The organism is Pseudomonas oryziphila, assembly GCF_003940825.1.
Classification (GTDB): Bacteria; Pseudomonadota; Gammaproteobacteria; order Pseudomonadales; family Pseudomonadaceae; genus Aquipseudomonas; species Aquipseudomonas sichuanensis.
Genome location: NZ_CP034338.1, coordinates 2,282,140 through 2,300,065 on the forward strand (window position 1 = coordinate 2,282,140; position 17,926 = coordinate 2,300,065).

16 protein-coding genes and 1 pseudogene are annotated in these 17,926 nt (G+C 62.8%); 10 read left to right on the plus strand and 7 right to left on the minus strand.

Translation table 11 applies throughout. From position 1 onward, the window contains the following. Window positions 1-460 precede the first annotated feature (460 nt). Window positions 461-1,018: a hypothetical protein gene (locus EJA05_RS10895; protein WP_223811903.1), complete on the minus strand. Its 558-nt coding sequence runs from the start codon at window positions 1,016-1,018 to the stop codon at window positions 461-463. 226 nt (window positions 1,019-1,244) lie between these two features. Between EJA05_RS10895 and EJA05_RS10900 the strand changes: the two genes are divergently transcribed. Next, the gene (locus EJA05_RS10900; protein WP_125858246.1) at window positions 1,245-1,628 is read left to right on the plus strand and encodes a hypothetical protein; all 384 of its coding nucleotides are present in this window, start codon (window positions 1,245-1,247) and stop codon (window positions 1,626-1,628) included. A 63-nt stretch (window positions 1,629-1,691) separates the two neighbouring features. Here EJA05_RS10900 and EJA05_RS10905 read toward each other — a convergent pair whose 3' ends face one another. Then, complete coding sequence (locus EJA05_RS10905) at window positions 1,692-2,948, minus strand: NADH:flavin oxidoreductase/NADH oxidase family protein (RefSeq protein ID WP_125858247.1); 1,257 nt, start codon at window positions 2,946-2,948, stop codon at window positions 1,692-1,694. Between the two features lie 127 nt (window positions 2,949-3,075). Here EJA05_RS10905 and EJA05_RS10910 point away from each other — a divergent pair, with 127 nt between their 5' ends. Both EJA05_RS10910 and EJA05_RS10915 read left to right on the plus strand, forming a co-directional pair. Continuing rightward, window positions 3,076-3,516, plus strand: coding sequence for a MerR family transcriptional regulator (locus tag EJA05_RS10910; protein WP_125858248.1), 441 nt, complete (start codon window positions 3,076-3,078; stop codon window positions 3,514-3,516). A gap of 121 nt (window positions 3,517-3,637) precedes the next feature. Beyond that, window positions 3,638-4,555, plus strand: a complete 918-nt coding sequence (locus tag EJA05_RS10915; protein WP_125858249.1) for an acetoacetate decarboxylase — start codon at window positions 3,638-3,640, stop codon at window positions 4,553-4,555. Here EJA05_RS10915 and EJA05_RS10920 read toward each other — a convergent pair. Further along, window positions 4,543-4,935: a hypothetical protein gene (locus EJA05_RS10920; protein ID WP_125858250.1), complete on the minus strand. Its 393-nt coding sequence runs from the start codon at window positions 4,933-4,935 to the stop codon at window positions 4,543-4,545. The two genes, EJA05_RS10915 and EJA05_RS10920, sit on opposite strands and share 13 nt — an antisense overlap. Window positions 4,936-5,122: 187 nt before the next feature. Between EJA05_RS10920 and EJA05_RS10925 the strand changes: the two genes are divergently transcribed. Both EJA05_RS10925 and EJA05_RS10930 read left to right on the plus strand, forming a co-directional pair. Next, the gene (locus tag EJA05_RS10925) at window positions 5,123-6,016 is read left to right on the plus strand and encodes a LysR substrate-binding domain-containing protein (protein WP_125858251.1); all 894 of its coding nucleotides are present in this window, start codon (window positions 5,123-5,125) and stop codon (window positions 6,014-6,016) included. Window positions 6,017-6,276: 260 nt separating this feature from the next. Beyond that, entirely contained in the window at window positions 6,277-6,981 is a 705-nt protein-coding gene (locus EJA05_RS10930) for an SDR family oxidoreductase (RefSeq protein ID WP_125463622.1), read from the plus strand. A gap of 367 nt (window positions 6,982-7,348) precedes the next feature. Here EJA05_RS10930 and EJA05_RS10935 read toward each other — a convergent pair whose 3' ends face one another. Continuing rightward, on the minus strand, window positions 7,349-8,635 hold the full coding sequence (locus tag EJA05_RS10935; protein WP_125858252.1) for a hypothetical protein: 1,287 nt from the start codon (window positions 8,633-8,635) through the stop codon (window positions 7,349-7,351). A 139-nt stretch (window positions 8,636-8,774) separates the two neighbouring features. Here EJA05_RS10935 and EJA05_RS10940 point away from each other — a divergent pair. The 4 genes and pseudogenes from EJA05_RS10940 to EJA05_RS10955 all read left to right on the plus strand — a co-directional run. After that, window positions 8,775-9,164, plus strand: a pseudogene (locus EJA05_RS10940) (SDR family oxidoreductase); the annotation flags it as partial. A 78-nt stretch (window positions 9,165-9,242) separates the two neighbouring features. Next, on the plus strand, window positions 9,243-9,746 hold the full coding sequence (locus EJA05_RS10945) for a sigma-70 family RNA polymerase sigma factor (protein ID WP_125858253.1): 504 nt from the start codon (window positions 9,243-9,245) through the stop codon (window positions 9,744-9,746). After that, entirely contained in the window at window positions 9,743-10,705 is a 963-nt protein-coding gene (locus EJA05_RS10950) for a DUF4880 domain-containing protein (RefSeq protein ID WP_125858254.1), read from the plus strand. The genes EJA05_RS10945 and EJA05_RS10950 overlap by 4 nt, the downstream gene beginning before the upstream one ends. Window positions 10,706-10,826: 121 nt before the next feature. Continuing rightward, the gene (locus EJA05_RS10955) at window positions 10,827-13,235 is read left to right on the plus strand and encodes a TonB-dependent siderophore receptor (protein WP_125858255.1); all 2,409 of its coding nucleotides are present in this window, start codon (window positions 10,827-10,829) and stop codon (window positions 13,233-13,235) included. 3 nt (window positions 13,236-13,238) lie between these two features. Here the strand turns inward: EJA05_RS10955 and EJA05_RS10960 are convergent, their stop codons facing one another. Together EJA05_RS10960 and EJA05_RS10965 are read right to left on the minus strand one after the other, a co-directional pair. After that, on the minus strand, window positions 13,239-14,102 hold the full coding sequence (locus EJA05_RS10960; protein WP_125858256.1) for a sensor domain-containing diguanylate cyclase: 864 nt from the start codon (window positions 14,100-14,102) through the stop codon (window positions 13,239-13,241). A 230-nt stretch (window positions 14,103-14,332) separates the two neighbouring features. Next, complete coding sequence (locus tag EJA05_RS10965; protein WP_125463627.1) at window positions 14,333-14,761, minus strand: TOBE domain-containing protein; 429 nt, start codon at window positions 14,759-14,761, stop codon at window positions 14,333-14,335. A 483-nt stretch (window positions 14,762-15,244) separates the two neighbouring features. Between EJA05_RS10965 and EJA05_RS10970 the strand changes: the two genes are divergently transcribed. Then, a complete protein-coding gene (locus EJA05_RS10970) occupies window positions 15,245-16,603 on the plus strand; it encodes an 8-oxoguanine deaminase (RefSeq protein WP_110993700.1) in 1,359 nt (452 codons plus the stop codon). A gap of 210 nt (window positions 16,604-16,813) precedes the next feature. Here the strand turns inward: EJA05_RS10970 and EJA05_RS10975 are convergent, their stop codons facing one another. After that, on the minus strand, window positions 16,814-17,902 hold the full coding sequence (locus tag EJA05_RS10975) for a hypothetical protein (protein ID WP_125858257.1): 1,089 nt from the start codon (window positions 17,900-17,902) through the stop codon (window positions 16,814-16,816). Window positions 17,903-17,926 lie beyond the last annotated feature (24 nt).

Here is a 17,926-nt window from a genome sequence, read left to right on the forward strand (position 1 = left end):
GCAAGCTAAACTAAATATCGAAACCTGGTGCATTGCAGTGATCCGATTCAACAGAGAAATCCAAAAGAAAGTAAATTCGATTCATATGCCCAAATATGATGAGTTATTTATTTGGCGGAGCTTGAGCACCATTGCTTTCAAACTATCACGCCCCGATCAGATCCGGTTCGATCTGTTTTCCTTGGGCCGATAGCGAACGACCGTGAAGGCCTATTTGGGGGGCGAAGGGCGGCCACTTGCGAACGACCGCCATCGACCCATAGCTGACACTCACGGGTAGATTTTCGTCAGCGTTGATCGACCTAGGTGTACGGTTAGATCCGCAAGGGTTCAGAGCTTGTGCATTAATCCCAGGCGCTTCACAGCCATTGCTTTGCAACGAAGGTGCGAACTCCTGTGCCGCGCTTAGGCGTGAACAGCAGAGTCGGCTGGGCACCAGGGTGTGATGAGCAGCGTTTGCTCACAAGGTGTCGGGGTCGATGCCGATCGCACGAAGGGCTTGAGAGAACGACCGATCGATGACAGCTTCGCCTGTGGTCGAGGCAGCTTGATCGATAGCCACAATGCGGTACTGCAGCTTTTGCCCAGCCACAAGGTCCCGGATGATCTGCTTTGCTTTTTCGCCAGAGGCCAGCGTGTAGGGGCTCATCATTTGCGTAGCGGCATCCATGGCCTGCTTTTCGGCGTTTTTGACGATTTCAGCGTGCTCACCAGAGTCAGTCACATCCTTCTGGAAAACGGCCGGGGAGAGACTCAACGGGTTTTCCTGCGGGGTGATGGTCCAGGCTTCATGTTGATCGACAAGCAGCTGCACGGTACCGACCGGTAGCCTGACCCTGCCGCCTGACATCACTCCAACTAAAAGCTCATCACCGTCCTTGCGAATCACCGGGAAGTAGTACACCGGCCTGGTGAAGAACCAGCTTGCACTGTCTGTGTCGCCAGTGCTGACCATCATGGTCATTTTGTTGGTGGACTCGTCCGTCGAAGAGGTCGCTCTCCAGGTTGGTTTGCTCACGGCGCATCCTCCCAGCGAGAGAGCAACAGCGAGCACTGCTGTGGTCCATTTCATTGCGGATTCTCAGTGTCCAAGGGGGCGAGTGTAACAGGGGGCAAGCTGCGAGTGCCCACTGGCTGCAATGGGTCGATTGCTGCCATTCAAAGCCTGCACATACCCCAACCCTTCAGGTAGAAGACTCATCGCCGCCTCGGGTAATGTGGCCGTTTCTAAAATGGATTTCGCCATGAAAGACTCACGACAGTCGGAAACTGATTTTCCCCAGGTCGCAGCACGGCTGAACAACCGTCGATTCTCTGTAGCCAGTAACACCCAAGGGTTATCGGGTGCCGGCACGGTCTTCCATTATTCAGTCGACGATGGTGCCATCAACAGCACTTACCAAGGCGGACGGATCCGTACAGGTAACCAGGTAGGCCGCGTGACAGGCCCCGATACCATCGAGCTGCTTTTCCAGTGCTTGACCACCGAGGGCGAGCTTCTTGCCGGCTGGTCCCGAGGTACGGTGGGCGTTGATCAAGCAGGCCGCACGACCCTGCACTTTGTCTGGGGTTGGTTATCTGGCGCCACTGGAGGGGGTGAGTCCAATTACGTCGAGCTGATCGATTAGTACAACGCCGACCTTTTGGCTCGTGCGCGCTCTGCGCGTCAGGAGCCAGCCTCGGTCCAGGACTCAAACCGCACCCGAGCAACCCCCACGCTTGCCCACCTCCCGCATCCACCGCCGATACTGCCGCGTGCGCAGCGCATTGGCCAATTGCTGCAACACCAGCGCCCGCAACGGCGACACCTGCGGATCCGGCGCTCGCCCAAGGCTCAGCCGACGCAGCTGGAACTTGACCGCCGCCATGTTGGCCAGCGAGGCCAGCGCCTTGTTCTTCCAGGTGATCGGCCGTAACTGCGGCGCCGGGTCGACGCCACGCTGCCAGTCGTTGGGCAGGCTTGGGGCGATGGCCAGGGCCGAGCCGATGCCGACCATATCCACGCCACTGGCTACTACCTGTTGGGCGACCGGCAGGCGGCGTATGCCGCCGGTGACCATCAGCGGCATCTGCGCGACCTGGCGGATGTCACGGGCGAAGTCGAGGAAGTAGGCCTCGCGGGCGAGGGTGCGGCCGTCGCGGGCTTCGCCTTGCATGGCCGGGGCTTCGTAGCTGCCGCCGGACAACTCGATCAGGTCGACGCCCTGGCCGTTGAGCAGCGCTACCACCTGGCGGGCGTCGTCGGCGCTGAAGCCGCCGCGCTGGAAGTCGGCGGAGTTGAGCTTGACCGCCACCGCAAAGCCGGGCGCAACCACCTTGCGCACTGCTTTCACCACCTCCAGCAACAGGCGAGCGCGGTTTTCCAGCGGGCCGCCCCATTCATCGGTGCGGGTGTTGCTCAGCGGGGAGAGAAACTGGCTGAGCAGATAGCCGTGGGCGGCGTGGATTTCGACGCCGGTGAAACCGGCCTGCTCTGCCAGCTGGGCGGTCCGGGCGAAGCGGGCGATCACCTCGTCGATGATGGGGGCGGTCATCGCCCGTGGGGTGCCGAAGTGCTTGGACATGCTGCCCAGTTCCAACGGCACGGCCGAGGGGGCCCAGGTCTGCTGGCCGAGGTTGGCCTGCATCTGCCGGCCGGGGTGGTTGATCTGCATCCAGAACTGCGCGCCCCGCGAGCGGCCGATCCGCGCCCAGCGTTTGAACGGCTCCAGTTGCGCATCGTGCTCCAGCACCACGCCGCCCGGGCCGGTCATGGCGCGGCTGTCGATCATCACGTTGCCGGTGATCAGCAGGCCGGCGCCACCGTCGGCCCAGGCCTGGTACAGGCGCATCAGGCGCTCGGAGGGGGCCTGGTCGGTCTGCGCCATGTTCTCTTCCATGGCGGCCTTGGCGATACGGTTCGGCACAAGCGAACCATTGGGCAGGGTGAGCGCAGCGAACACATTCATGGCAAGGGCCTCGAGGGGGAGTGGCTCGACCTTAAGCTTAAAGGCAACTTTAAGGTCAACAGTTTTTGTGGGATAACGCGTCTTGGGCGATGCCATCGTCCAGTGAACGCATTCAGCGAGGTGAGTGATGAAAATCGGTGAACTGGCCAAGCGCAGCGGCCTGGCGGCGTCGCGTATCCGCTTCTACGAGGCCAGCGGGCTGATCAAGGCGGTCGAGCGCCGGGCCAATGGCTATCGCGACTATGGGCCAGAGGCGGTGTGGATCCTGGAGATCATCACCGGTGCCCAGCGCGCGGGCTTTTCACTGGAAGAGATTCGCCACCTGCTGCCGGTGGGGCCCAATGCCTGGCGCAAGGACGGCCTGCTCGACGGCCTCAAGCGCAAGGTGGCCGAAATCGAAGCCATGCAGCAGCGCCTGGCGCAGAGCAGGGCGCAGTTGCTGATCGCCATCGACAGCATCGAGAACCGGCCCGAGGGCATGCCCTGCGACAACAACACCCAGCGGGTGCTGGAGCGCCTGCGTGAGGAAAGCGCAGGGGCGGCCAAGGCTCATTGGGTTGTGGAGTGAGCCTTGGATGAACGCTTGACCTTGAAGTTGAGTTGAATCTTAGAGTGATTGACGCGGGCTGATCATCGGCACGCCCCCTCGGCTGCCCGGCGGGTCAATCTTCGAGAAAGGTCAAGCAGATATGGACAGGCGATACACCCAGGTCGAGTTCGGCACGCAGCAGGTCGAGGTGCTGGAAGGGGGGTACTACGACCGCTTCCGGATGAACCCCGACCTCGACCAGGTCGCGCGCGACCCGGCCGCCGGAGACATCACATTCTTCCGGCGCATCCCCAAGCAGCTGGTGCAGTCCCGGGTCGGGCCGGTCTGGGCGCCGAATTTCTATTACCGCTCTGCCTGCATCCAGCTGTTGTACCTGGCCCCCCTCGCGCGCCTGCGGGCGAGCCTGCCGGCGGCCCTGGAACCCTTGAGCCCGTTGCCGGGGTACGGCTTGGTGGCGCTGAATTTCTTTTCCTATGGGGTGTGCGACAACGATCCCTACGACGAGGTGTCCGTGGCCATCGTCATCCGCCGCCCTGGCGCCCGAGGGCCCCACGCGCTGGAGTTGCTGGATGCGATGCGGCGGCGCAGTTTCTTCGCCCATGTGCTGGCGCTGCCGGTCAACACCGAGATCGCCCGGGTGCGTGGGGTGCTGGGCTATCAGCTGCCCAAGTGGCGCACGCCGATCGAGGTGGATATCGGCACCAGCGTGCAGGCGCGGATCGCCGCCGCCGACGGCAGGCTGGACCTGAGCCTGCAGGCGCCGTTGCCCGTGCTGCGCACGCTGGCATCGCAATCGAGGATGGGCACGACGACCATGGTCCATCAGGTCGACGGCCAATGGCAGCAGACCCAGGTGCTGACCAATCCGCTGTCCTTTGCCCAGCGCCTGCTGCCTCGGGGCGTGAAACTGGTACGCCATGGCGGCCCGTTGAGCCAGTTGCTCGACGGGCTGGGGGCATCGACCCTGGTGCGGTTGGATGTGGTCAAGGAGGCGCAGGTGGTACTGCACCTGCCCGCGCCTTTGGCTGGGCTGGGGCAGGCCGGTCAGCGGCGATAGTAGCGACGGTCATCGTAGTAGCGATCCTGCCGGGCGCGGTCGTGATAACGCTCCCAGTTGTGCCGCCGTTCCATTTCGCGGCGGTATTGCTCACGACGCCACTGCTCTTTGCGCCATTGCTCGCGGCGCCAGTCTTCGCGGCGGTCATGCCAGCGGTCATCACGGTAGTAGCGGTCGTCATGGGCCAGCAGCGTTGCGGGCTGCTCGGCGACCGTGCTGGCCAGGCTCGGCCAGGGGTTGGCGGGAGCTGGGGCCTGGGGCGCCGCCACTTCGGCGGCGTGCACGGGGCTGGACGTCTTCATCGGCGAAGCGCTCGCCGAGCCCACTGCCACAAGGGCGAACAGGCCAAGGAGCAGCATGCGTGGGGTAGGTAGTTTCATGGGTGAAGACAGCCTCTGAAAGACAGTTGAAGGTGTGGCCAGCCGCCCGCGTCAGCGTTTCGCTTCGGGCTTGTGCAGATAGACCGGCAAAAAGGAAAAAGTTCTGGGGCCTGCCGCTTTTATAGCCATGGCTGAAAACCCTTGGCACACTGGACCGCATTCTGCAGCCAATAGAATTCCTACCGCCATGTCAGCCGCATTCCCCTCGCTGCCCTCACTCAACGCCCTGCGCATGTTCGAGGTGGTCGCCCGCCACCTGAACTTTCGCCTCGCCGCCGAGGAGCTGGGTGTCACCCAGGCGGCCGTGGCCCAGCAGATTCGTGGCCTGGAGGCCAGCCTGAACATCCGCCTGTTCGAGCGCCTGCCCCGTGGGCTGGGCCTGACTGACGCCGGGCGCGCCTACAGCTCCAGCGTGCGCGGCGCATTGGCGATGATCGACGAGGCGACCCGGTTGCTGCGGCCTCAGCCTTCGCAGCTCACGGTCAGCGTGACACCGAGTTTTGCGGCGAAATGGCTGATCCCCAGGCTCGGCGATTTCGCCGAAAGCAATCCGGACATCGACCTGCGCCTGCTTGCCGGCGACCGGCTGTCGCACTTCCAGACCGATGGCGTCGACCTGGCCGTGCGCTATGGCCAGCCACCGTTCGGCGCGGGGCTCAATGCCGAGCTGTTGATGGAGCAGAGGCTGGTGGCGGTGGCCAGCCCGCAGTTGCTGGCGGAAAAAGGCGTACCGGCAACCTTTGCGGCGCTGCAGGGGTTTGTCGCGCTGCACGACGCCCATGACTTCTGGCCCGCGTTCAAGGCGGCGCTGTTCCCCGGGCAGGGGCCGGGGACGGCACGCAACCTGCGTTTCAACCAGACCTCACTGGCGATCGACGCGGCCGCGGGCGGGCAGGGCATCGCGCTGGCCAGCCACGCCTTCGTCAAGGGCGATATTGCCGCCGGCAGGCTGGCCCAGGTGTTCCCCCAGCAGCTACAGCTGGACAAGGCGTTCTACCTGGTGTGGCCGCGCAAGGCGCAACAGCCTGCTGCACTGGCAGTGGTCAAGGCTTGGCTGAAAGAACAGGCAGGCGATAGCTGAGCTACTGGCTTGCGAAAGCTTGGCTGTCTCCCTCGATGGCTGCACGGCTGCTAGGGTGAGTGGGTACCTGTAGGAGCGGCCTTGTGCCGCGAATGGGCCGCAAAGCGGGCCCGACGATTTTGCATTATTCCGAAATCCTGGGGCCGCTACGCAGCCCTTTCGCGGCGCAAGGCCGCTCCTACCCAGGCGAAGATGGCAGCACGGGTAATGCAGCCTGGCGCCCTCGAACCATCATGTTTTTGTTCAATCCAGGAGGCAGCATGTCAGTACAGAAAGTAGCAATCATCACCGCCGGCGGCAGCGGCATGGGCGCGGCCGCGGCCCGGCGCCTGGCCGCCGACGGCTTCAAGGTCGGCATCCTGTCGTCGTCGGGCAAGGGCGAGGCGCTGGCCAATGAACTGGGCGGTATCGGCGTGACCGGCAGCAACCAGTCGGTCGAAGACCTGCAACGCCTGGTCGACGCGGTCATGGCCAAGTGGGGCCGGGTGGATGTACTGGTCAACAGCGCCGGCCACGGCCCCCGCGCGCCGATCCTGGAAATCAGCGACGAAGACTGGCACAAGGGCATGGAAGTGTACCTGCTCAACGTGATCCGCCCGGCGCGGCTGGTGACGCCGATCATGCAGCGCCAGCAGGGCGGGGTGATCATCAACATCTCCACCGCCTGGGCCTTCGAACCCAGCGACATGTTCCCCACCTCGGCGGTGTTCCGCTCGGGGCTGGCGGCGTTCAGCAAGGTCTTCGCTGACACCTACGCAGCCGACAACGTGCGCATCAACAACGTGCTGCCTGGCTGGATCGACAGCCTGCCGAAAACCGAGCAGCGCCGCGACATGGTGCCGATGAAGCGCTATGGCACCAGCGAGGAAATCGCCGCCACCATCGCTTTCCTGGCCAGTGACGGCGCGGCTTACATCACCGGGCAGAACATCAAGGTCGATGGTGGTTTGACGCGCAGCGTGTGAGCAGGCTAGGGGGCTGAAAACTGGGCTAGGCTCTGTACGAAAAGTATGGTCATCCATCGTTGTGGGAGCGGCGGTGCGCCGATGCGACTTGCCCCGCGGTCTTCAGCAACGCGGCAGCAAAACCTGAATTCGCGGCGTTTTTGACACTATTCGATATCGGGTACAGGAGCGCTTCGCACTCCATCGCGGGGCAAGCCCCCTCCGACAAAACTTTTCGTACAGAGCCATGTTCAGCACAGGACAGGCAACCTGTGCTGAACATGGAGTTTCCCCGGGGAGACCAAAATCACTGCATCAGCCGTCGGAGGAAACCCGCCTCTTGTTACCGATATTCGGGAGCAGCATCAATTGAGGGCGGCGTTCGCTTTTACCATGATGGCATACGTCCGGTGGACCCACGCTGTGCGCATATTTCTTGGATAACCTGCGTATACGAATCCTTGATTTCTGATCGGTTCAATAATTGGCGCGCATAATTATGGAGGTCTGCTATCGTGCTAAGTTGCTGTGCTTCAATTAGGTGGATCACCGATTTGATGTATTCATATATATCGTCGCAAGCTAAAGAAGGTTCGTAGGCTAGTTCGTAAAAGTCCTTGCCGCCATGAACCAGCTTGTTGCGTACGTTTGCGTAGAGTTCATCGTATCTGCGCAGAATGTTTGCAAAGTACGAGGCGTTGCCGTGGGAGATTAGAGCGGCCAAGTAGGTACGATGTTGCCAGCCACTCCATGACTGTGCCGGGTGTGTTAACCCATCTAGAGCGAAAACCAGGTTAAGGAATTTTAATTCTTCGCCGGGGGCATAGAACGACTGCCGGCATCCACGTAACGTTGCTTTTACGAGAAGCCCGAGTTCATCGCTACGCCCGGCCAGTATATCGTGCAGTAGTGTATAGCCAGGTGATATGGCGTGTTCCACCTCGGGCCCCAGCCAATTATTAGAGGACGACAGGGGACGTGTGATACCGGACAAAGAGAGCGGCTTCAGGTATGTCTTGCCCTTTGGGATGATTTCGATTGAGTAGAAGCCGTTTGCCTGCTGGCCTGCAGGGTTAGGTGTGAACTCAGGCCTGAGGAAAGAGCTGAATTGGTAGCGGATGATGTCCATCGCATGCTCGGCCAGCGACAAGCACTTGTTGATGACAACATCATTGTGGGCGACGGCCCTATTGATCCGGAGCAAGTCCGGATAGCTCAGCAAGGCATCAAACTGTAAATATTCACTGTCGAAATCACCCAGGCGCTCATGGGGAGACTCATCGAATTCACGTCTGCAAATGAACTGGTAGTCGCCGATGGCGAACGATTCTTCGATGAAAATGCACTCCAACGGCACGATGATAGTGCAGGGGATTTCCATGCCAGATGCCAGTTCGGCCAGTTCCAAATTCGCGTCGCCGCTTTCGGATAATTCGATGTCCAGCCAGGGGAAAGCGGAAACGAAATCCTGAACGACCTGATCAGTTGGTTTATCTTCGTCATTCCAACGGAACGTCACACCATCTTTCTCCGGAAAAGGACTTGCCCAATACCCCATGGAGTCCAGGATGGACAGTGATTGTTTGATGAGGTTTTCCTTGCCATTGATTTCGACGGGGCTCCAAATGAGGTTGCCATTCACGTTTCCCCGCTGAGGAATTAGTTTTGACTTCATGTCGTCCGAAAGGCCTTGTGTGATGTGAAAAGATGAATGCTGTGGACTCGGCGTCTGCTGCTTCCGGATTATGAGTAGTTGTGGAGTGTGTGTCCACGCTGGGAAAAGTCGATGAATAAGGGGTTGTAGCAGTCAAGTGTATTTGCTGAACGTCATACTGCCGGCGCGGTTGGTTACGCCAATAGTGCAGTGACAGTAGAACCGGGCGATTATCTATCTATCCACCTATTGGATCTTCAAGCCCAGCGACATGTTTCCTACCTCGGCGGTGTTTCGCTCGGGGCTGGCGGCGTTCAGCAAGGTCTTCGCCGACACCTACGCAGCCGACAACGTGCGCATCAACAACGTGCTGCCTGGCTGGATCGACAGCCTGCCGAAAACCGAGCAGCGCCGCGACATGGTGCCGATGAAGCGCTACGGCACCAGCGAGGAAATCGCCGCCACCATCGCCTTCCTGGCCAGTGACGGCGCGGCCTACATCACCGGGCAGAACATCAAGGTCGATGGTGGTTTGACCCGCAGCGTGTGAAACACGCGTCTGGATGCAAATGAATGATAAGTATTACCATGTGCGACTTTCATTCATTTGCCGCCGGAGATTCGCGCCATGAACCCAGCCAACCGCCATGTCGTCGGCGATCTCTACCTGCGGCACCACAGCTGGGTAGTGAGCATGCTGCGCAACCGGTTGGGTAACCGCGAGCAGGCGCTGGACCTGGCCCAGGACACCTTCGTCAGGCTGTTGCGCAGCGAGTTGCCGACGCAGTTGCGTGAGCCACGCGCCTACCTGGCGACCATCGCCGGGCGCCTGTGCCTGCAGCACTTTCGCCGCCAGGCGCTGGAGCGCGCCTACCTGGACAGCCTGGCGCTGCTGGAACCGCAGCATCAGCCCTCGGAGGAAACCCGCCTGCTGGTGCTCGAAGCGCTGGATGCGGTGGGGCAGGTGCTCGATGGCCTGGGCAGCCGCGTGCGCGAGGTGTTCCTGCTGTCGCAACTCGACGGCCTGACCTACGCGCAGATCGCCGAGCGCCAAGGGTTGACCGTCAATGTGGTGCAGAAAGCCATGCTCAAGGCCTATCGGCACTGCTATGCGTCGGTGTACGGCGAATGAGGCCGCAACAGGCCGATGCGCAACGGCTGGACCCGGCCGTGGTCGAGCAGGCCATGCTGTGGATGGTGCGCCTGCAGTCGGGGGCCAGCAGCGAGGCCGAGCGGCTTGCCTGCCAGCACTGGCGCCAGGCGAGTGCGGCCCACGAACTGGCCTGGCAGCGCCTGGATGGCCTGGGCCAGGGCCTGCGTAACGGTACTCACGGCGTGCCGGCGGCGCGCAGCCTGCTGCAGGCGCGCAGCCGGGTGTCGCGGCGGGCCTTGCTCGGCGGGCTGGCCGGGGCCGGGGTGCTGCTTGCCAGCGGCTATGGCGTGCAGCAGCGCAGCGTGCTGCCGACGCTGCTCAGCGACTACGGCACTGCCACCGGCGAGCGGCGCAGCTGGCGCCTGGCCACGGGGCTGACGGTACAGCTTGATACGGGTAGTGCACTGGATGGCGATCAGGTGGCCGGTCAGCAGGTGCTGACGCTCAACCGTGGGCGCGTGCTGGTGGAAACCGGGCAGGGTGCCGGCATCAGTGTGCGTGCGGGGCAGGCGCGGATTCTGCCGGGCGTGGGGGCACGGCTGGTGGTTCAGCAGCAGGTGGCCGCCACCCTGGTGCAGGTGCTCGACGGCAGGGTGCTGGTGGAAGACGGGCAGGGTGTGCGTGCCGGGCTGGAGGGCGGCTGGCAGCAGCTGTTCGCGGCCACGGGCGCTGGCAGCGTGACGCCATTGCCGGTGGGCGCAGCGGCCTGGACCCAGGGGCAACTGGTGGCCGAGCGCATGGCGCTGGGCAGTGTGTTGGCCGACCTGGACCGCTATCGCAAAGGGGTATTGCGCTGCGATCCGCGGGTGGCCGGGTTGCAAGTCAGCGGCACCTTCTCGCTGGACCAGCCGGAGGCCAGCCTGGACCTGCTGGCCGAGGTGTTGCCGGTGCGGGTGCAACGGGTGCTGGGTTACTGGGCCACGGTAGTGCCGGCCTGAATTTCACCGCGCAAAAAAACTTGCCCATGCCCGGCAGGTTTTCATTTCTCGCGCATCAGTACAGGCAAACGCGCTGAATCTGCAGCGCCTCGCCCACGCCTGTCTGCCAAGGATTGTCTCGATGCTGTGTCGCCTTACCCCTCTCGCAAGCCCGCTGTTGCTCGGCCTGGCCGTGGCCGCGTGGCACCTTCCTGCCCAGGCCGAAGAGCGCCGTTTCGATATCGCCCCTGGCACCCTCGACAGTGTGCTCGGGCAGTTCGGCCAGCAGGCCGGGGTGATGGTCGCCGTAGACTCTCAGGCCTCCCGGGGCGTGCACAGCCCCGGCCTGCGCGGTCAGTTCGCGGTTGAGCAGGGCCTGGCCATGCTGCTGGTCGGCACCGGGCTGCAGCCGGTGCAGGTCAGCAGCGACCGTTATCGGCTGATCCCCCAGGCAGCCGACAACGGCGTCATGGAACTGGGCGCCACCAGCGTCAACGCCACCGGGCTCGGCGCGACCACCGAGGGCACCGGTTCCTACACCACCGGGGTGACCAGCACCGCCACCAAGATGAACCTGTCGATCCGCGAGACCCCGCAGAGCATCAGCGTGATCACCCGCCAGTTCATGGACGACCAGCAGCTCACCAGCATGTCCGACGTGCTCAAGCAGACCCCGGGCATCACCATGTCCCAGGATGGCGGCGAGCGCTTCAACATCTATTCGCGCGGCAGTGGCCTGAACACCTACCAGTTCGACGGCATCACCACCTACCAGGAAAACCAGACCCGCACCATGCCCAGTACCCTGCTGGACATGGCGATCTACGACCGGGTCGAGGTGGTGCGCGGCGCCACTGGCCTTATGACCGGCGCGGGCGACCCCAGCGGTGTGGTCAACGTGGTGCGCAAGCGCCCGACCCGGGATTTCCAGGCCTATGTGCAGGGTGGCCTGGGCTCGTGGAACTATCGGCGCCTGGAGGCCGATGTGTCCGGCCCGCTGACCCCCGAAGGCAACCTGCGCGGGCGCCTGGTAGCGGCCAAGCAGACCAACCACACCTTCATGGACTGGTATAAGCAGGACAAGGACATCGCCTACGGCGCGCTGGAAGCCGACCTCACCGACACCACCCTGCTGCGGGTCAGCATCGACCACCAGCGCTATCGTCCCACCGGCGGCCAGGGTGTGCCGCTGATCTACAACAACGGCACGCCGACCGACTTCTCCCGCTCCACCAGCTCCGGGGCGCGGTGGAACCTGGACCGCTTCGAGACCACCAACTACACCATCGGCCTCGAGCAGCAACTGGCTGGCGACTGGCAGCTGAAAGTCGGCACCACCTACATGGATGTCGACCGCTACGCGTTGTCGGGTGCCTATTACAGCTCATCGAACAACTCCAACATCAGCCCTGACGGCAGTGCCAAGATCGACCAGAGCGACGCCACCGCCACCCAGCGCCAGCGCGCGATCGATGCCACCTTGCAAGGGCCGTTCGAACTGTTCGGGCAGACCCACGAACTGATCTTCGGCGCCAACTACTTCGACTACGTCAATCGCCATCACTCCGAGGGCACCGATGACGCGATCGTCGACTTCGACACTTGGGGCAACGAACTGCCCAAGCCGAACAGCGACACCTTCACGCCGGTGCTGGACTACGATGTCGACACCCGTCAGAGCGGCTACTTCACTGCCGCGCGTTTCAACCTGAGCGACAGCCTGCACCTGATCCTCGGCGCCCGGGCCAGCAACTACCGCTATCACTACTACCTGCGCAGCCTGCCCGACGGCGCCCCGAATACCTACGGCATGACCGAGCGCGGCGTGGTCACGCCCTACGCCGGGCTGGTCTACGACCTCACCCCCGAGCAGTCGGTGTACGTCAGCTACACCGACATCTTCAAGCCGCAGTCGGCCCGTGACCGCGACGGCAAGTACCTGGAGCCGGTGGTGGGGAAAAACTACGAGACGGGTTGGAAGGGTGAGTTCTACGATGGGCGCCTGAACAGCAGTGTGTCGCTTTACCTGGTCGAGCGCGACAACGTCGCCGAGCTTGATGGCGGCGCCAAGGTGCCGGGCACTCGCGACCAGGAAGACGCCTACCGCGCCGTCAGCGGCGCCAAGACCAAGGGCATCGACATGGAGCTGGCCGGCGAGTTGGCCACGGGCTGGAACGTGCAGGCCGGCTACAGCCATTCGCGCACCGAGGACGCCGATGGCCAGCGGCTGACTGCCCAGTTGCCGATGGACACTTTCCGGCTGTGGAACACCTACCAGCTACAGGGCGACTGGCAGCGCCTGACCCTGGGCGGTGGGGTCAACTGGAACTCCAGCAACTCGGTGTATTTCTCCCGTTATCGCACCCGCATCACCCAGGACGACTACGCCGTGGTCAACCTGATGGCTCGCTACCGCTTCAACGAGCACCTGAGCAGCACGCTGAACCTCAACAACCTGTTCGACGAGAAGTACTACACCGGCTTCTCCGGCAGCTGGGGGCATTACGGTGCGCCGCGCAACGTGATGATGAACCTGCGCTACGACTTCTGACCCTCAACCCGCCGCCCGGCGCCGCCGTTTCTGCTGGTACATGTCGTCGTCGGCGCGGCTGAGCAGGGTGTCGGCGTCCTCACCGTCATCGGGGTAGCAGGCTACGCCGATGCTACAGCTGGGCATGCCGATATCGCCGAACTCAGGGCCCAGTGGCTCGGCCATGACGGCGAGGATCTGGGCGATCTGCTCGGCAACCGCAGCGGGCGACGAGATATCCGGCAGCAATACGGTGAACTCGTCGCCGCCCATGCGCGCCACCGTGTCGGTGGCCGCCACGCAGGCTTCCAGGCGCCGGGCAATGGTGCACAGCACGCGGTCGCCCGCCGCATGCCCGTGTACATCGTTGATGCCCTTGAAGTCGTTGATATCCAGGAACAGTAACGCCAGTGGACGCTGCTGGTACCTTGCGCTGTGCAGCGCCGCAACCAGGCGGTCGTTGAACAGCGAACGGTTGCACAGTCGGGTCAGCGGGTCGTGATGGGCGAGGAAGCGCAGCTCCTGCTCGGCCTGGGTCAGGGCGGTCACGTTGCGCGCCACGCCGATCCGCGCACCCACCTCGTCGGACCAGAACGCCGCCCACAAGATGTGCACCACCGCACCATCCTTGCGGATGTAACGGTTACGGAAATCGAAATGGGCTTGGCCGTTCATGATGCGGATGATCGAGGCGCGGGTCGCCTCCAGGTCGTCCGGGTGCATGTAGCGGGTGATCGGGGTGCCGGTGAGTTCGTCGGCACGGTAGCCCAGCAGCGCTTCGCAGGCGTTGCTGACGAACACGATGGTGTTGTCCCGGTCGACCACGAACACGGTGTCCAGCATCAGGTGGATCAGCTTGGGGTACAGCGCTTGCAGGTCAACGGGCATGGGGCTGGGAGTCCGCTACGGTGGGCTCGATCGTGGCCTGATCGCGAAGGGCGGCGGCGAGTGGCCCGGTCGGCAGCGGGGCAGGGCCAGGCAACGGTTCGCGGCGCCGGCCAGCATACACAGTGGCGGGCGGCTGTCACCAGTGGCGGCGGACGAAATGGACGGGCGCGCAGTGGCACCTGTCGTTCATGGGCAGGCCAGGGCGCCGAGCGGAGCCCTGGCCGGGATCATCAGGCCGGTACGCCGAGGATGATGTGCGAGGCCTTGATGACGGCGGTCGCATTGACGCCTGGGGCCAGGCCCAGCTCCTGCACGGCATCGCGGGTGACGATGGCGTGGACCTGGGTGCCGCCGGCGAGTTCGAGGGTCACTTCGGCGTTGACCGAACCGTCGGTGACTTTCACCACCTTGCCATTCAGGCAGTTGCGGGCGGACAGGCGAATGTCGCTGGCCTCGGTCATCAGCATCACCCAGGGTGCCTTGATCAGGGCGATGGCCTCGGCGCCTGGCTTGAGCCCCAGGCTGTTGACGCTCTCGACGGTGACCACCGCCACCAGGGTTTCACCGCCGGCCAGCTCGAGGCTGACCTCGCTGTTGACGGCGCCGGGGCGCACATCACGGACCTTGCCTTTGAACACGTTGCGAGCACTGACTTTCATGACATTCTCCTTGGTGATAAAAATCTGACTGCAGTGTCAGGATTTCGTTATGTAGTTTCCAGCATAGCGGCGGCAGTGAGAGCTTCTTGTATACAAAAACTGTCAGTTCTGCTTACATTGGCCGGCGCCTACGACAGCGGCAATCGCCGCTGCGTATTGCGACGGTTACCCATCATGCAACACCCAACGCTGCTCGAACCCTACGAGCCTCTTGCGCGAATCCCGTTCAACGCTGATGCATGCTTCAGCGCTCCCACGAGCGACGGACTCGCCGCCATACCCTTCACGCCTGAAACCCGTCCATGCCTGTCAGGGCCCTTGGCTCATGCCTTGGCACGTGCGGACTCAGCTGCGGCACGGTATCGCCTGCCGTTCATCTGCGCACTGCCTGCGCAGCTGCACTGAACGCTCCATCCAGGCCGCCCGCCGGCGGCCTGTGCAAACATCCTGTTGAATGCGACCCCTTGCGGGAGAGGAACACCCATGCCCAAGACAATGCTGGTCAAGAACGCCGAACTGCTGGTGACGATGGACGGCGAACGCCGGGAAATCAAGCGCGGCGGCCTGTACATCGAAGACAACATCATCAAGCAGGTCGGCCCTAGCGACAGCCTGCCGCAAACCGCCGATGTGGTGCTGGACATGGCCGGCAAGGTGGTCATCCCCGGCCTGGTCAACACCCACCACCACATGTACCAGAGCCTCACCCGCGTGGTGCCGGCCGCCCAGGACGGCGAGCTGTTCAACTGGCTGACCAACCTGTACCCGATCTGGGCGCGGCTGACACCGGAAATGATCGCGGTTTCGACCCAGACCGCCATGGCCGAGCTGATCCTGTCGGGTTGCACCACCTCCAGCGATCACCTGTACATCTACCCCAACGGCTGCAAGCTCGACGACAGCATCCACGCTGCCGAGGAAATCGGCATGCGCTTCCACGCCGCGCGCGGCAGCATGAGCGTTGGCCGCAGCCAGGGCGGCCTGCCGCCGGATTCGGTGGTAGAGAAGGAGAGCGACATCCTCAAGGAGTCCCAGCGCCTGATCGAGGACTACCACGACGCCAGCCATGGTTCGATGCGCCGCGTGGTGGTGGCGCCGTGCTCGCCGTTCTCGGTGAGCCGCGACCTGATGCGCGAAGCCGCGGTGCTGGCGCGCGAGTACGGGGTGTCGCTGCACACCCACCTGGCCGAAAACGTCAACGACATTGCCTACAGCCGCGAGAAGTTCGGCATGACCCCTGCCGAGTACGCCGAAGACCTCGGCTGGGTCGGCCATGACGTGTGGCACGCCCACTGTGTGCAGCTCGACCAGCACGGCATCGAACTGTTCGCCCGCACCGGCACCGGTGTGGCCCACTGCCCCTGCTCGAACATGCGCCTGGCCTCGGGCATCGCGCCGATCCGCAAGATGCGCGACCACGGCGTGCCGGTGGGCCTGGGGGTGGACGGCTCGGCCTCCAACGATGGCGCCAGCATGATCGGCGAAGTGCGCCAGGCGCTGCTGTTGCAGCGGGTCGGTTTCGGCCCCGATGCCATGACCGCGCGCGAGGCCCTGGAGATCGCCACCCTGGGCGGTGCCAAGGTGCTTAACCGTAACGACATCGGCGCCCTGGCCCCCGGCATGGTCGCCGACTTCGTCGCCTTCAGCCTGGGCCACGTGGCCTACGCAGGCGCCTTGCACGACCCGCTGGCGGCCCTGGTGTTCTGCACCCCGACCCACGTTGACACCAGTGTGATCAATGGCCGGGTGGTGGTGAAGGACGGGCATATCACCACCGTGGATCTGCCCCTGGTGCTGGAGCGTCATAACCAGCTGGCGCGGCAACTGGTCAGCGGCGAGTGACTTGAGTGGCCGTTGCGCTCCACTGGGGTGCGACGGCCCAGGGGGCATCCGCTAACAGGTGGTTCAGCTGTCGGTTGCACTCGAAGCGGGACCGCCCGGGCACCTGGCGCTCGTTGAAACCCATGTGCCGCAACGACAGGGCTGAAACACCAACTCAACAGAGATGCTGGGCAAGCTCGCATGCGTTGCGGCCAGAGGGAAGCAGGGGCATCACTCGGGGTTCAGCAGTCCGTTACGCTGGATATGTGAGAGCCAACGTTTAGGGTGGTAACCATCAAGCAGAGCGGTTGTTTTTTCACCCTTGGCAAGATCAATTGCACCGACCGCTGCACCCGCTGCAGCGCCCAGGGGGCCTGCCAGACACATCCCGATCGCGGTACTGACACCTGTCGCGGCGCCGAATCTCATCCATTGGGTCCATTTTTTCTTCGAGGGGAGAAGCTTCTCAGATGCGGCGTAACTCGCTCGTACGTCCAGGTCGGGGGCGAGGTGCTTTGAGAGCCACATCCTCAAATCCTGTGCCTCGTCACTCACAAGGGTAGTGATGATCTTGTTAATGTCTTCGCGGTCACGAAAGACCAGAGGAAATCCTGTTTTCTCGAAGCTTGGAAGGTTTTCAATTTTATGCAGGTCATTAATTATCTTTCTGGCGTGAAAGACTTCGGCGCCAGGCGTGGCGCCTTCTGCCCTTCGAATCGGGAAACAGAGCTCAAGCAATTGTGGCAACTCGTGGTCCATCTCCATCTCTGACACGCCGGCGGCCAGAAGATCATTCATGCGGGCGATGCCCGTGACGGCGCCAGTTTGATAGTAGTAACGTTCAGAGGGAAACAGGAACTCGTAATCTGGGCGTCCTGCGTAATAGCCAAACGCGTCATCAACCTTGCCTTTGGCGGGTAACCAGGCTGTGTAGTCAGGTGCAATGGGGTCGATGAACGTCTCTTCTATTTCAGCGAACAGTGCGTTGCGATCACTCGCATGCTGATGCATGTCTAGTTTACGAACACGTTCAATGAATCGATCACGCGCATAGGCTTCCGGCGTGGTGCTGTTTGCGTGCTCCAAGGAATAGGCGGGGCAGAAGCGAATTCTTTTTTCTCGCAAGAGAAGCCGGAGTTGCTCTGTTTCAAATGCAGCCTCCAGTCGGTTCAGCACGGTTGCTTCCAGTGGAATCACAACCTCTTCGTGTACCAGCAAGCAGTCCGCCAGGTAGCCAACGTTGTCAGGCGTGGAAAAACAAAGGTCTGCGGCGATGCCTAAGCGTGCGGGCAACTTGGGCGTATCGGTAGGAGTGGCCATGCTTCCAAGTCCTATGTTCACATT

Coding starts and splice junctions, on each gene's coding strand:
- EJA05_RS10915 (WP_125858249.1), top strand. CDS start 3,638: ATGGACAGGCGATACACCCAGGTCGAGTTCGGCACGCAGCAGGTCGAG.
- EJA05_RS10920 (WP_125858250.1), bottom strand. CDS start 4,935: ATGAAACTACCTACCCCACGCATGCTGCTCCTTGGCCTGTTCGCCCTT.
- EJA05_RS10965 (WP_125463627.1), bottom strand. CDS start 14,761: ATGAAAGTCAGTGCTCGCAACGTGTTCAAAGGCAAGGTCCGTGATGTG.
- EJA05_RS10925 (WP_125858251.1), top strand. CDS start 5,123: ATGTCAGCCGCATTCCCCTCGCTGCCCTCACTCAACGCCCTGCGCATG.
- EJA05_RS10970 (WP_110993700.1), top strand. CDS start 15,245: ATGCCCAAGACAATGCTGGTCAAGAACGCCGAACTGCTGGTGACGATG.
- EJA05_RS10960 (WP_125858256.1), bottom strand. CDS start 14,102: ATGCCCGTTGACCTGCAAGCGCTGTACCCCAAGCTGATCCACCTGATG.
- EJA05_RS10975 (WP_125858257.1), bottom strand. CDS start 17,902: ATGGCCACTCCTACCGATACGCCCAAGTTGCCCGCACGCTTAGGCATC.
- EJA05_RS10900 (WP_125858246.1), top strand. CDS start 1,245: ATGAAAGACTCACGACAGTCGGAAACTGATTTTCCCCAGGTCGCAGCA.
- EJA05_RS10905 (WP_125858247.1), bottom strand. CDS start 2,948: ATGAATGTGTTCGCTGCGCTCACCCTGCCCAATGGTTCGCTTGTGCCG.
- EJA05_RS10930 (WP_125463622.1), top strand. CDS start 6,277: ATGTCAGTACAGAAAGTAGCAATCATCACCGCCGGCGGCAGCGGCATG.
- EJA05_RS10945 (WP_125858253.1), top strand. CDS start 9,243: ATGAACCCAGCCAACCGCCATGTCGTCGGCGATCTCTACCTGCGGCAC.
- EJA05_RS10910 (WP_125858248.1), top strand. CDS start 3,076: ATGAAAATCGGTGAACTGGCCAAGCGCAGCGGCCTGGCGGCGTCGCGT.
- EJA05_RS10935 (WP_125858252.1), bottom strand. CDS start 8,635: ATGAAGTCAAAACTAATTCCTCAGCGGGGAAACGTGAATGGCAACCTC.
- EJA05_RS10955 (WP_125858255.1), top strand. CDS start 10,827: ATGCTGTGTCGCCTTACCCCTCTCGCAAGCCCGCTGTTGCTCGGCCTG.
- EJA05_RS10950 (WP_125858254.1), top strand. CDS start 9,743: ATGAGGCCGCAACAGGCCGATGCGCAACGGCTGGACCCGGCCGTGGTC.